We start from the raw sequence: 12,934 nt of genomic DNA, 5'->3' as shown, positions 1-12,934 counted from the left end.
AGCTTTTATTTTTTATTGATTATCTGGTTTTACACCAACAACCACGGTTAATTTGGCACATAACTTGAATTCAAGTCATTCGACTTTCGGACGTCGAGTGTTTTATCTGCTTCAATACCAGTAGCCATTTATTATAATTTATATAGTTCATTTCAATCCGCTGTGGTCAAATGACTTTCGACTGTTCACGATTCACGTTATCAGCATGATTTATGTGTTTTAATATACGTACTTGTACACAAGCGGATAATCATTAATTTTTTTTATGACTATCCCCTTTCTTGTACGTAGCCAAACAATAGATTGTCTGATGAACGGTTTGTGGTTCTGTTGACAGTGAACTGTTGTCTGCTGACGAGTCTCCGCAACTTACAAAGCTTCTTCTTACCTCAAAGTGCTACATTGCGGATACTCATATTTTTTCACAATTTCTGCCAAAATGACATTTTTTACCCTTTGGAACAGGCATTGATAAGGCTGTATTGTCAAAAATGTTTATCAATAATTAAAAATCTATATAGCTATGCAGGAAAAAGGTACCATCTCGATCCATACCGAGAATATTTTCCCAATCATCAAAAAGTTTCTCTACTCAGACAATGAGATTTTTCTTCGTGAATTGGTGTCCAATGCCGTAGATGCCACCCAAAAAATCAAAAGATTGGCTACACTCGGTCAATATACTGGAGAACTAGGTGATACAACTGTGGAAGTGTCTTTTGACAAAGACAAAAAGACTATCACCATCTCAGACAGAGGGCTTGGAATGACGTCCGAAGAGATCAAAAAGTACATCAATCAAATCGCTTTCTCTGGTGCTACTGAGTTCGTAGAAAAATTCAAAGACGCAAAAGATGCCAACGAGATCATCGGTAAGTTTGGTCTTGGGTTCTATTCAGCTTTTATGGTAGCCCACACTGTTGAGATCAATTCGCTTTCTTACCAAGAAGGTTCTGAGCCTGCCAAATGGACATGTGACGGAAGTACATCTTTTGAGATTTCCGAAGGAAGCAGAACAGAAAGAGGTACAGATATTATCCTTCACATCAATGAAGAATCCGAAGAGTTTTTGGACAAGTGGAAGCTTCAGGGCATCTTGGACAAGTACTGCAAATTCCTTCCAGTTACGATCAAGTTCGGCACCAAATCCGAAAGTGTAGAAGATGGTGTGGATGAAGAAGGTAAGAAAAAGTGGAAGTCTGTAGAAGTTGACAACATCATCAACACCACTTCACCAATCTGGACCAAGTCTCCGAGTGACTTGAAAGATGAAGATTACCTTTCATTCTACAAGGAACTTTATCCAATGAGTGAAGACCCTCTTTTCTGGATTCACCTGAATGTGGATTATCCATTCAACCTGACAGGGGTTTTGTATTTCCCTAAAGTGAAAAATGATTTTGATTTCCAGAAAAACAAAATCAAATTATATAGCCGTCAGGTATTTATCACTGACGAAGTAAAAGATATTGTCCCTGAGTTTTTGATGTTGCTACATGGGGTGATCGATTCTCCGGATATTCCTCTCAACGTATCGAGAAGCTTCTTGCAAGCTGATGGAAATGTGAAAAAGATCAACAACTATATCACCAAAAAAGTGGCGGATAAGTTGGCGGAGCTTTACAAGAAAGACAGAAAAGTCTATGAAGAGAAATGGAACGATATCGGTCTTTTTGTGAAATACGGAATGATCTCTGAGGAGAAATTTGCTGAAAAAGGAAAGGATTTCGTTTTGTTGAAAAACACCAAAGGTGAATTCTATACCTTACCTGAATACAAGGAAAAAGTACAGGGAATCCAAACTGACAAAAACGAGCAGACGATCTATCTATATGCTACGGATGTCAACAAGCAGGATGGGTTCATCCAGTCTGCCAACAAAAAAGACTATGATGTCTTGGTGATGGACTCACCTATCGATAGCCACTTTATCCAACATTTGGAAGGCAAAGAAGAGAAGACACAACTAAAGCGTGTGGATGCTGATGTTGCAGAAAAGTTGATCCAGAAAGATGATGCTTTCGCAAATCTTCTATCTGAGGAGCAATCGACCAAAGTGAAGGAAATCTTCGAAAAAGCGATTGACAACAAATCTTACAGTGTAGAAGTCGAAGGCTTGAATCCAGAAGAGCTTCCGGTGACTGTGACGATGGATGAGTTTATGCGCAGGATGAAAGACATGGCAGCAACAGGTGGAGGAATGGGCTTCTACGGTTCCCTTCCTGACAACTACAAAGTTGCCATCAACGGAAACCATGGAGTGATCGACAAAATCCTCAAAGCCGAAAGCGAAGAAGAACAAACCAAGCTTGCAAAGCAATCTTTCGACTTGGCACTCCTTGCCCAAGGCTTGCTAACAGGTAAGGACTTGACTGAGTTTGTGAAAAGGTCTGTAGGGATGATATAAATACTAAACCTTTGGGGTCTTTTTCAGACCCCGAAGGTTTTTTCCCTAGAAACTTTGGTGTCTTTCAGACCCTGAAGGTTATTAACCTAAATTTCAAAACCCCGAAAGTTCCTTGAATGGATATTTTCGGGGTTTTTTGTTTGATATGAAGTGATGACAAAAATTACATTTAAATTTTCAGAAAATCTCTTTTTTATGACTTATCATGTATGAAATTAAATAAAGTGTATTTATTTTTCAGTGATTTTTACCTTCGTTCAGAAAACTCTAATTTTAGATTTGAAAATAGACTTACAGGAGAAGTTATTGAAATGATAAATATTGAAACTGTTTCTGAAAATAGATTGACATTTGACATTTTAACCAGCGAAGGTATATTGTTAGAAAACTTCATCCTTGATGCAGAAACATTAAGTGCAGAAGTTGAGAATGCAAGATTGGAATGCTGGCAATGTGTGATTATCCCAGCAATAAAATTGGTGGAAGCAATTTTGGATACTTTAGGTGATAATTTTGACAGTAACTGTGCTAAAGCTATAGAAAGTTGCGGAGAAAGTGGTCCTAAAAGTGTTGAAATAACTGAGGGGTGGTTTTCTAGTTCTTGTAAGGTGGAATGCTAGTAATGTCAAAAAGGTTTAGTCTAATGGCAGGAGGAATAACTTGTATTTCTCTTGCCATTGCTTTTATTTTAATTTTTAACCTTCGTCCTTATGGGTATCATCCAAATAAAATTGGATCAAACATAATAATTAATTTATTTCTAATTCCAGTTTTAGTTGCACCCATTATAGAGGAAATTAGGTACAGAGGTTTCTTGTCTAGCAAGAAATCAATCAATATTTTATTCTTAATACTTACACCTTTAAACTTGTTTTTAGGTGAGTTTTCTTGGTATTCATTAAGTATCTATTTAGGATTATATATTGCATATTTCAGCTACAGAAGAAGTAAATTAAATAAAACTTTATATTTATTGGTATTTTTATCTGCCATTCACTTTGCAATAAACCATTTGCCAAAAGATATAAATATGAGTTGGGAGTATTTACCATTTATATTGATCCCTTTCGGAATGGCTCAAATACTTAGTTGGATAGTAATAAACTACTCCTTGCGCAAAGCTATCTTGGTGCATGCTTTTTGGAATCTAATTTTAGGTTTAATCCACTTATCTTCTCTTCAATTTGTGTCAAGCGATCATAATATCTTTGAAAATGAAGTTCACAGATTCGAATGGAATCGAGTCCCCTATTTTGAATCGCATAATAGATCATTTAAAGATAGTGCTGGTATATATATTGGTAAAGCAGTAGATTTAGGAGAAGTTTTATTTATTATGAAAGCAGATTCATTTGTTGTGACAGAACCATCAATGAGGTATGATTTTGAATATCAAAATTATAAAAATGAAAATTTCTGGAAAAGCAGCTTTTTGGATTTACTTCAAAAGGAGGGACTCATTGTTGAAAGAAAAACTTTTTAAGTTCGGTACAACAGATGATATCCGTCTAACAATTCTAAAGTTCTACTCAAGTTATTGAATTTTAACCAATTAAAGTAGATTCATAAAAAACATCATTTTTCATTTTACAAATACTTTTATCACGCGAATTAATTATCTTTGATACTATCATTTGATACTATCAAAAAATGAAACCACCTTACGAGATTAATGCCATAATTTTAAAATTAATTACCTCCGTCTCGGAAAAAATAGGAGCTGTGAATGCCAAAAACCTGGTGAAGGAAAACCCGAAACTTCGAAAACAGAATCGAATCAGAACTATTCATTCCTCTCTAAGCATAGAAGGAAATACTTTGTCAGAAGATCAGATTTCGGCAATCATTGAAGATAAAAGAGTGTCAGGTCCAGAAAAAGACATCATAGAAGTATTGAATGCACTGGAAGTCTATAAAAATATAAAAAAATGGAAGTATTCATCTGAAAAGGATTTTCTGAAAGCGCACAAAGTCTTGATGAATGGATTGATTGTTACACCTGGGAAATATAGAACAAAAGGAGTAGGCATCGTCAAGGGTTCAAAAGTAGAGCACCTTGCTCCTCCGTCGGCAAATGTTCCTTACCTTATGAAAGAATTATTTTCTTACCTGAAAGATAAATCTGAACTTTCATTGATCAAAGGTTGCGTTTTTCATTACGAGATGGAGTTTATTCATCCATTTATGGACGGAAATGGAAGAATGGGGAGATTATGGCAAACGGCCATTTTGATGAATGAATATCCACTGTTCGAATTCCTGCCGTTTGAAAGTCTAATTGCCAAAAATCAAAAGGCATATTATATGGCACTGTCTGCAAGTGACAAGGAAGGAAAATCGACTAAATTTATCGAATACATGTTAGCAGTGATTGAAAGTTCTTTAAATGAACTTCTTGAAGTAAGTTCAAGAAAATTGACAGATGCAGAGAGGCTTGAGGTGTTTTTGGAGCAAATCGATGATTCATTTACCAGAAAGGATTACCTAAAGTTCCACAATACACTTTCTTCGGCTACAGCAAGTAGAGATTTGAAAAATGGGGTGGAACTTGGCTTGATCAATAAAACAGGAGATAAAAAAACTACCCGATACGAAAAGAACATTATAGATTAATTCTAAATGACGAAAAAAAATGAATGTCTCAACTGTAGATAAAATTTTTCATAACCTTTGTCATCTTGCTAATTGATTTTCATCTAATTTTTTATTTACTTCATATCACATTATTTAATACTTATTCTTTAATCAAAAACAAATTTTAATTATGAGAACATTACAGAACATTACAGAACATTACAGATTTAATTTTGTAAGCAGATTATGGTCAAACAGCTTGACTGTTTTTATGATGGTTGGAATATTGTTTTTCGCATCTTGTCAAGAAGAAGATCTCCCTGATCTTTCTGAAGAAAACCCAAGTAGTGAATTAAACAGTTTTCTTGGTAAAAAATTGGAAAATCCGTATTCGGTAAAAAATATGAGAAAAGCTTATGCAAGTCTATTGGCTAAAAACTCAGGGCTGACTAATAAAAATACAGGCTTAAATAAAAATGCTGCTGAATTGGAAATTGATGTTACGGATTTTTATGTGAAGTTTCATATAAAATCTGATGATGATTTACAAAAGATCATTGCTGATTCGCTAAACTACTCTGTATTACCTTTGGATCATGAGATTGTGTCTCAAGGAAACATTGAAATCGGTGATACCAATCTCAATAGTTATTGGATCTATACATCAGTTCCTACAGACTACAATTTCCATGAAGAAATTGTATATGAAGTTTTAGAAGAGTTGTTTTTGCCCGAATCAGTTGATGGTGAAAATGGAATGATTGGACGTCAAAATAATAAAGAATCAAATGTAGGTTCATTTTTATATGCTCTTGAAGAAGAGTCTCTGCTATTGACTGGTAATTTAGACCAAGGGGAAAATAAAAGTTCCAATTTGCAAATGGCAAGAACTTATCGGAGACCTCAAGGGTATATTAGAGTTCAAAATACCGCAACTGGCACTATTGATCCGGTGATTGGAGTAAAAGTAAAAACAAGGAGATGGTTTAAGTGGGGCAGTGGCTACACAAATAATAATGGTTTTTATAGTGTTGACAACACTTACCAAAGAGATGTGAACTATGAAGTTGTGTTCAAAAATTCACGAGGGTTCAAAATTTGGCCTTCCATGATTAGCATTTCTTCTGGTAGATATAATGGAGGAAAGCATAGTCCAGCAGGGCAAAATATTACTTTTACTACAAGTTCAGATGCATGGAGATTTGCTACAGTAAATAATGCTACAGTGCATTACCTAAATTATTGCAATCAATTTAATGTTGGCTTGCCACATTCAGATCTGAGAATTGTAGCACAAAATGGGACTGGTTCAAGTTCAGCTCCTATGTTGAGAAGAGTTTGGGGTATGGTCGGTTTTACGACCAATTCTCAATTGGTAACTTTTCTTTCTAAATCAAGTGGTATCACATTAGCTGCAAATTTATTGCAAAACATAACCAAATTTATACAGCCTGATTTAATCATTAAATCAGCCCCATCCCTAGGAACAGCAAGCATATATTCCACTACTTTCCATGAACTGGCACATGCGTCGCATTTTAGGCAGGTCGGAAGTGCTTATTGGATAAAATATATCAATTATATTATTACATATGGGGCCTATGGAAATGGAGGTGGGATGAACAACGGCGTATGTGCTGTAGGTGAGATGTGGGGTTTTTACTATGGATATTTTCTGACATTGCAGCATTTTGGCAATAATAACAATAATCCAATTATCAGACCTATTGGTTTAGAGGATTTCACGCCTGTTCAGAGACCTTCTGATAAGGATATAATAAGACTTGGGTTTCCAGTAAGAGAAATGGAAGGCTGGATTCCAGTCGGTTTATTACACGATCTTGTTGATAACAATGCTGATCTGATAAGACCTGGATTCACAGATAATGTAAATGGTTACACGATCAGTCAAATCTTTGGGGCATTGCGTCCTGGGGTAGAGACAGTTCAAGGTTTCAGAAATAGATTGTTGCAAAACAATGGAAACCATCAGCAACAGGCTGTGAACAATTTGTTTGAAGCTTATTATTATAATTGATAACTGAGATCATGAAAAAAATATTTGTATTAATCTTGCTCGCTCTAACTTCTTGTGCAAAAGATAATTGCGTAGACTATTTGATTGAAAATCAAACAGAAAAAGAATTGAATTTAGTTTTATTTGAAGAAGGAACTGAATGGCGAAATACTGAAATTAAATCAAACGCTTCATTTACAGAGTTAAGTATATGTGACTCTGGCGGATGGGGTATTACTTTTAGTGGGGTTGATTCTATACAGATTAAAGTGAATAACTTAGTCCTAAAAACCTATTATCCAGATTCTCCTGGAAAGAATATATACAATGTGGACGATAGGGATACTTGGATATTAGAAGTCAATAGAAAGCATTACCAAAAGTTTGTCTTTGAGATCACAGAAGAGGATTTGAAGTAGGGACTATCACCAAAATAAAACCAGAAACAAATCAGTTAGTGAGATTGGCTATAAAGTGAGTATCTGGGAGTAAACTTTTCCAAAGTTCGAAACTTTGGAAAAGTTCTCCTATTTGACTTAACTGATACCAATTCGGATCTTATCAGACCTGGATTTACGGATGATGCAAGTGGTTATTCTATAAGTCAAATCTTTATGGCACTACGTCTGGGCGTAGAGACAGTGCAGGGCTTTAGGAATAGGTTGCTTCAAAACAATGGAAATCAACAGCAGCAGGCGGTGAATCATCTTTTTGAAGCTTATTATTATAATTGAAAGGAAAAGATATGAAAGTGATAAAAATTTTAGTGTTAAGTATTATTATTTTGGGTTTGTATAGCTGCGATCCAAATTCATGTGTAGATTATTTGATTGAAAATAAATTGAATTCAAATATAACTTTACGTTCACATGATCAATCTAATTTTATTGACCAAGAAATTAATTCGAGATCCTTTAAGAATCAACTTTCAAGGTGCGATATTGGGAGTTCACCAAACATTCTGGAGATAACAAGTGACTCTATTCATTCAATAGTTGATAACATAGTCAAAAAAACCTATTATCCAGACAGTCCTGGGAAAAACATTTTCAACACTCAAGATCAAGATTCATGGAGAATATCTGAGAGTAAAAAATACTACAGAAAGTTTGTCTTTGAGATCACAGAAGAGGATTTGAAGTAGGGACTATCACCAAAATAAAGCCAGAAACAAATCAGTTGGTGAGATTGGCTATAAAGTGAGTATCTGGGAGTAAACTTTTCCAAAGTTCGAAACTTTGGAAAAGTTCTCCTATTTGACTTAACTGATACCAATGTGGATCTTATCAGACTTGGATTTACGGATGATGCAAGTGGTTATTCTATAAGTCAAATCTTTGTGGCACTACGTCCCGGAGTAGAGACAGTTCAAGGTTTCCGAAATAGATTGTTGCAAAACAATGGAAACCATCAGCAACAGGCTGTGAATAATTTGTTTGAAGCTTATTATTATAATTGATAACTGAGATCATGAAAAAATTATTTGTATTAATCTTGCTCGCTCTAACTTCTTGTATAAAAGATAATTGCGTAGACTATTTGATTGAAAATCAAACAGAAAATGATTTGAATTTAATTTTATTTGAAGAAGGTTTTGAATTTCGCAATACCGAAATCCTTTCAAATGGTGTTTTTAGCGAATTAAGTATTTGTGAGTCGGGTATAAATTCAATTACTTATGAACCTATTGACTCAATTCAATTAAAAGTCAATGATATAATCGTTAAAACCTATTATCCAGATTCTCCTGGAAAGAATATATACAATGTGGACGATAGGGATACTTGGTTATTAGTAGTCAATAGAAAACATTACCAAAAGTTTGTCTTTGAGATTACTGAAGAGGATTTGCAATAAGGACTATCACCAAAATAAAACCTGAAACAAATCAGTTAGTGAGATTGGCTATAAAGTGAGTATCTGGGAGTAAACTTTTCCAAAGTTCGAAACTTTGGAAAAGTTCTCCTACTTGACTTAATAGATATCAATTCGGATCTTATCAGATCTGGGTTTACAGACAATGTAAGCGGATATAAAGTCTTCCAAATATTCGGGGCATTACGTCCAGGAATGGAAACAGTACAGGGTTTCAGGAATAGATTGTTGCAAAATAACGGCAATCAGCAGCAGCAGGCAGTGAATAATTTATTTGAAGCGTATTATTATAATTGAAAGGAGTAGATATGAAAGAGATAAAACTTGTTTCGTTGACTATTTTGGTTCTAAGCTTGTTTGCTTGTGATCCAGAATCATGTGCTGATTATCTTATCAAAAATACTACAAAAGAAAATTTAGAAATTTATTTTTTTAGTTTTGAAAAAAATCAAAAAGAAAGCTTTGTTGAAATAAATTCCAATAACTATTATAATCAGGAAAGCAATTGTGCTTTAGGGAATTCTTGGAGGTTTGAATATTTCATGATAGATTCAATTCAAATAAAAATTTCCGATGTCGTTGTAAAAACCTATTATCCAGATAGTCCTGGGAAAAACATTTTCAACACTCAAGATCAAGATTCATGGAGAATATCTGAGAGTAAAAAATACTACAGAAAGTTTGTCTTTGAGATTACTGAAGAATACTTGCGTTAAGTAGCTAAAAGTCATAGGATGCGAGGGTATAGCTAAAGGCTCGGAAAGTTGATTTAAGATGTTGCAAGAGGAGATTTAGCTATATCCTTTCAAATTAGAAAAATGGGGGATGAATGAGATTGGTTATTAGTTAGCATACGATGAAAAGCTGGATACCAGTCGGCTTAATTCACGATTTAATAGATACCAATGCTGATCTGATAAGACCTGGATTCACAGATAATGTAAGTGGATATACTGTTGGACAAATTTTTGGAGCCCTAAGACCAGGAGTAGAAACCGTTCAAGGTTTTAGAAATAGGCTATTACAAAATAATGGAAATCAACAGCAACAAGCGGTGAATAATCTTTTTGAAGCTTATTTCTATAATTAAGATCTTGAATGCTATGAGAAACTTTAAGTTAATTCCAATTTATTTATTAGTTTGGGTAAGTTGCGGACCCGAATTTTGCTATGATTATTTGATACGTAATAATTCTGAAAATGATATTGAATTGTTTTTTTATGGCGAGGAAAATGCTACGAGCGAAATAGCAAAAGGTGATTTTATAATTAAATCAGCATTTTGTGATGAGAGAGGTGATAAATCCTTTTTTGAGTTTTTTTTGATTGACTCAATTCAAATAGCAGTTCATAAACGTGTAGTAAAAACTTATTACCCAGATTCTCCTGGAAAGAATATTTTTAACACTCAAGACCAGAATTCTTGGCGGATAGAAAAAAATAAAAAAACCTTCCGAAGGTTTGTCTTTGAGATCACAGAAGAGGATTTGAAATAAGGACTATCACCAAAATAAAACAAGAAACAAATTAGTTAGTGAGATTGTCTATAAAGTGAATAGTTTGGAGTAAACTTTTCCAAAGTTCGAAACTTTGGAAAAGTTCTCCTACTTGACTTAACAGATACCAACGCAGAAATTATCAGTCCCGGATTTACGGATAATGTAAGTGGTTATACTATAAGTCAAATCTTTGGGGCACTACGTCCGGGCGTCGAGACAGTGCAGGGCTTTAGGAATAGATTATTGCAAAACAATGGAAACCATCAACAACAGCAATTTGATGAAAAATTAAATGTTTTTTTATCTTTGAACTTGACTTTTAAGAAATATTTTATTTATTTAAAAGCACATTATTTAATACTTATTCTTTAATCAAAAACAAATTTTAATTATGAGAACATTACAGAACATTACAGATTTAATTTTGTAAGCAGATTATGGTCAAACAGCTTGACTGTTTTTATGATGGTAGGTTTATTGTTTTTTGCGTCTTGTCAAGAGTTGAAAGAGGAGCCACTGGCCAAGGAGCCTGAAAGTTTAGAACAAAAGTTTGACAGGCTCAAATTCCTCAGTGCAGTCAACAAAGCGACGAACATTTATCAAGAGGAAGCAAGAAATTCCAAAAAGGGTAAAAATTTCAGATCGATTTATGATAGTGAGAATAGGGTAGAGCGATATATTGGAGATATTGCTGATGCACTTGAAACTCCTAACTTTAGTTATAATGTAGTATCCGGGAATAGTTGGGATGCTCCAATTCAGGGGAATAGTAACATAGAGGAGTACACCTTTGATCAAAGTGATTTACCGATTAATGTTAGGCGACATGTAATTGCTTATGAAAACAAAATTGACAATATCCTTTCAAGATATGAGAATAATCAAATAAATGATAATCAGTTAATTAATGAAATTAAATCAGCATCAACTGTTGAAGGGAATTTGTCGAAAAATGATCCGTCTTTGACTCTAGAAGATAGAGAAGCTCTTTCAGAAATTTTCTATTCAACAAGTGAAATGGCTTTACCAATCCATGAATTGTTACTCTTGGAAGGTAACCCTACAAATGCATTTTTCAAAAGTAGGCTTGGAAGAGCTTTCGGAAGAATTCTACTGGCAGTTGTAGCCACCGCTGTAGTTGTTGCTGTTCCAGTTGCAGCTGTGGCGGTTGCAAAAACTTTAGTAACTGGTATGACTCTTAGCACAGTTAAGATTGGTGTTGCCCAAGGGATTGGGAAAATTGTAGCTGCTTCATTGACAAAAGGTGTTGCTATTGGAGGTGCTACTAAAGTCTCGGGTGCATTATTGACTGGACTCTATGCAGGAGTGAAAAGCGCAGGTGAAAAATGGGACACTGAATGGAAAGGAATCAAAGAAGAGACCAAGGCTTTAGTAAAAATAAAACTCACATAATGACTCAATACAGGTTTTTCTTTTTAGTATTCTTTATCGGAATCTTGGGCAATACTTTCGCCCAAGATTTTGACGAAATAGAAGGAAGGGTGATAAGAGATAGGTCTGATTTTAAGCGAGGATTTCAAATATATGCTATTATTCCAACCTATACGATCAGTTCCTTTGCGAACATCAATGCAAACCTCTTCCAAAATGACTATCCGATCCTGCCTAGAGGACATCTAAATTATGGCTTTGGGTTTAACTATAGGCTGAATAGGTTTATGATGGGCTCAGATATGTTTTGGGGTAACCAAATCAACACTATAGATATTCCGGATCGAGCTATGTCCAAAAGAAATCCATGGACTTACTCTTTCAATTTTGCCTACCATGTATTCAAAAGAGATGGATTTGCTATATATCCACAAGTGGGATTCAGCTTTACGGATACCAATCTGTTTCTATCCAACACCACGGCGCCAAGCACATCCCTAGATGGTATATTGGCTTCCCCTGGAAACTCTGTCAATCTGTTCCATGAATCGTCAGGCTTGTTTGTAGGTGTTGGATTTGATGGCCATTGGTTGTTCAAGAAAGAATCCGTAACATCTACAATAAAAATTGGAAAGCGATTTCAAATGGAAAGAAGTAGTCCTTGGGAATCTTTTTACACGCCAATCACCAATTCTCCAACTGACAATTTCAATTATTGGTTTTTTCAAGTAGGAATGGGAGGGGTGTTCAATTGGGATAAGAAGTCAGAAAGGAGATAGGTTAGCAAGAAGTAAACTTTTCCAAAGTTCGAAACTTTAGAAAAGTTCTCGACTGGATAAAGGCTGATTTCTTTTTTTCTACCAATTACCAAAATGTTAGGAATAACAAAAACTATATCAGTCAGGTTAGGGATTAAGTTACATATTGGATTGGAAACACCTTGTTTTGTGATGAGACACATCAAGCTGAGAAGAGGAATCTACCATGATGTAAATAGTTACATAAATGATCTTGCCAATAGGAAATTGGCAAGATTATTAGTTTTTCAGTATCAATTAAAAAAAAATGGATTTGGCGGAGAAAAGCAACTTCATTAGCAGCACGAATGCTATTATCCCTTTCATCTGCATATTTTGGGTAATTTTCAAATCTTTCAATCCAAAAAAAGTA

14 protein-coding genes are annotated in these 12,934 nt (G+C 34.7%); all 14 read left to right on the top strand.

From position 1 onward, the window contains the following. Nucleotides 1-523: 523 nt before the first annotated feature. The 14 genes from htpG to MM236_RS04980 all read left to right on the top strand — a co-directional run bounded on the left by htpG (nucleotide 524) and on the right by MM236_RS04980 (nucleotide 12,861). A complete protein-coding gene (gene htpG, locus MM236_RS05045) occupies nucleotides 524-2,407 on the top strand; it encodes a molecular chaperone HtpG (protein WP_241273858.1) in 1,884 nt (627 codons plus the stop codon). Between the two features lie 209 nt (nucleotides 2,408-2,616). Further along, complete coding sequence (locus tag MM236_RS05040) at nucleotides 2,617-3,027, top strand: hypothetical protein (protein WP_241273857.1); 411 nt, start codon at nucleotides 2,617-2,619, stop codon at nucleotides 3,025-3,027. 23 nt (nucleotides 3,028-3,050) lie between these two features. After that, nucleotides 3,051-3,890, top strand: a complete 840-nt coding sequence (locus MM236_RS05035; protein ID WP_241273856.1) for a CPBP family glutamic-type intramembrane protease — start codon at nucleotides 3,051-3,053, stop codon at nucleotides 3,888-3,890. Between the two features lie 167 nt (nucleotides 3,891-4,057). Further along, nucleotides 4,058-5,020, top strand: coding sequence for a Fic family protein (locus MM236_RS05030; RefSeq protein WP_241273855.1), 963 nt, complete (start codon nucleotides 4,058-4,060; stop codon nucleotides 5,018-5,020). 151 nt (nucleotides 5,021-5,171) lie between these two features. Further along, entirely contained in the window at nucleotides 5,172-7,019 is a 1,848-nt protein-coding gene (locus MM236_RS05025) for a hypothetical protein (protein WP_241273854.1), read from the top strand. 11 nt (nucleotides 7,020-7,030) lie between these two features. Then, nucleotides 7,031-7,417 (top strand): hypothetical protein, encoded by a 387-nt coding sequence (locus MM236_RS05020; RefSeq protein ID WP_241273853.1) that lies wholly within the window; start codon nucleotides 7,031-7,033, stop codon nucleotides 7,415-7,417. An 857-nt stretch (nucleotides 7,418-8,274) separates the two neighbouring features. Continuing rightward, nucleotides 8,275-8,457, top strand: coding sequence for a hypothetical protein (locus tag MM236_RS05015; RefSeq protein ID WP_241273852.1), 183 nt, complete (start codon nucleotides 8,275-8,277; stop codon nucleotides 8,455-8,457). An 11-nt stretch (nucleotides 8,458-8,468) separates the two neighbouring features. Next, nucleotides 8,469-8,855 (top strand): hypothetical protein, encoded by a 387-nt coding sequence (locus tag MM236_RS05010; protein WP_241273851.1) that lies wholly within the window; start codon nucleotides 8,469-8,471, stop codon nucleotides 8,853-8,855. 326 nt (nucleotides 8,856-9,181) lie between these two features. After that, the gene (locus tag MM236_RS05005; protein ID WP_241273850.1) at nucleotides 9,182-9,589 is read left to right on the top strand and encodes a hypothetical protein; all 408 of its coding nucleotides are present in this window, start codon (nucleotides 9,182-9,184) and stop codon (nucleotides 9,587-9,589) included. A 140-nt stretch (nucleotides 9,590-9,729) separates the two neighbouring features. Beyond that, nucleotides 9,730-9,963 (top strand): hypothetical protein, encoded by a 234-nt coding sequence (locus tag MM236_RS05000; protein ID WP_241273849.1) that lies wholly within the window; start codon nucleotides 9,730-9,732, stop codon nucleotides 9,961-9,963. An 88-nt stretch (nucleotides 9,964-10,051) separates the two neighbouring features. Further along, nucleotides 10,052-10,369: a hypothetical protein gene (locus MM236_RS04995; RefSeq protein WP_241273848.1), complete on the top strand. Its 318-nt coding sequence runs from the start codon at nucleotides 10,052-10,054 to the stop codon at nucleotides 10,367-10,369. A gap of 465 nt (nucleotides 10,370-10,834) precedes the next feature. Further along, the gene (locus tag MM236_RS04990) at nucleotides 10,835-11,785 is read left to right on the top strand and encodes a hypothetical protein (RefSeq protein WP_241273847.1); all 951 of its coding nucleotides are present in this window, start codon (nucleotides 10,835-10,837) and stop codon (nucleotides 11,783-11,785) included. Next, nucleotides 11,785-12,543, top strand: a complete 759-nt coding sequence (locus tag MM236_RS04985; RefSeq protein WP_241273846.1) for a hypothetical protein — start codon at nucleotides 11,785-11,787, stop codon at nucleotides 12,541-12,543. The genes MM236_RS04990 and MM236_RS04985 overlap by 1 nt, the downstream gene beginning before the upstream one ends. A gap of 93 nt (nucleotides 12,544-12,636) precedes the next feature. Then, complete coding sequence (locus tag MM236_RS04980; protein WP_241273845.1) at nucleotides 12,637-12,861, top strand: hypothetical protein; 225 nt, start codon at nucleotides 12,637-12,639, stop codon at nucleotides 12,859-12,861. Nucleotides 12,862-12,934 lie beyond the last annotated feature (73 nt).

It is taken from the genome of Belliella calami (assembly GCF_022549695.1).
Taxonomy (GTDB): domain Bacteria; phylum Bacteroidota; class Bacteroidia; order Cytophagales; family Cyclobacteriaceae; genus Belliella; species Belliella calami.
The sequence above is the reverse complement of the archived record's forward strand: the minus strand, read 5'-3'. Positions and strand labels throughout refer to the sequence as shown.

What these genes read in the sequence shown, in the direction of transcription:
- htpG (WP_241273858.1), top strand. Translation starts at nt 524, where the DNA reads ATGCAGGAAAAAGGTACCATCTCGATCCATACCGAGAATATTTTCCCA.
- MM236_RS05040 (WP_241273857.1), top strand. Translation starts at nt 2,617, where the DNA reads ATGAAATTAAATAAAGTGTATTTATTTTTCAGTGATTTTTACCTTCGT.
- MM236_RS05035 (WP_241273856.1), top strand. Translation starts at nt 3,051, where the DNA reads ATGGCAGGAGGAATAACTTGTATTTCTCTTGCCATTGCTTTTATTTTA.
- MM236_RS05030 (WP_241273855.1), top strand. Translation starts at nt 4,058, where the DNA reads ATGAAACCACCTTACGAGATTAATGCCATAATTTTAAAATTAATTACC.
- MM236_RS05025 (WP_241273854.1), top strand. Translation starts at nt 5,172, where the DNA reads ATGAGAACATTACAGAACATTACAGAACATTACAGATTTAATTTTGTA.
- MM236_RS05020 (WP_241273853.1), top strand. Translation starts at nt 7,031, where the DNA reads ATGAAAAAAATATTTGTATTAATCTTGCTCGCTCTAACTTCTTGTGCA.
- MM236_RS05010 (WP_241273851.1), top strand. Translation starts at nt 8,469, where the DNA reads ATGAAAAAATTATTTGTATTAATCTTGCTCGCTCTAACTTCTTGTATA.
- MM236_RS05005 (WP_241273850.1), top strand. Translation starts at nt 9,182, where the DNA reads ATGAAAGAGATAAAACTTGTTTCGTTGACTATTTTGGTTCTAAGCTTG.
- MM236_RS05000 (WP_241273849.1), top strand. Translation starts at nt 9,730, where the DNA reads ATGAAAAGCTGGATACCAGTCGGCTTAATTCACGATTTAATAGATACC.
- MM236_RS04990 (WP_241273847.1), top strand. Translation starts at nt 10,835, where the DNA reads ATGATGGTAGGTTTATTGTTTTTTGCGTCTTGTCAAGAGTTGAAAGAG.
- MM236_RS04985 (WP_241273846.1), top strand. Translation starts at nt 11,785, where the DNA reads ATGACTCAATACAGGTTTTTCTTTTTAGTATTCTTTATCGGAATCTTG.
- MM236_RS04980 (WP_241273845.1), top strand. Translation starts at nt 12,637, where the DNA reads ATGTTAGGAATAACAAAAACTATATCAGTCAGGTTAGGGATTAAGTTA.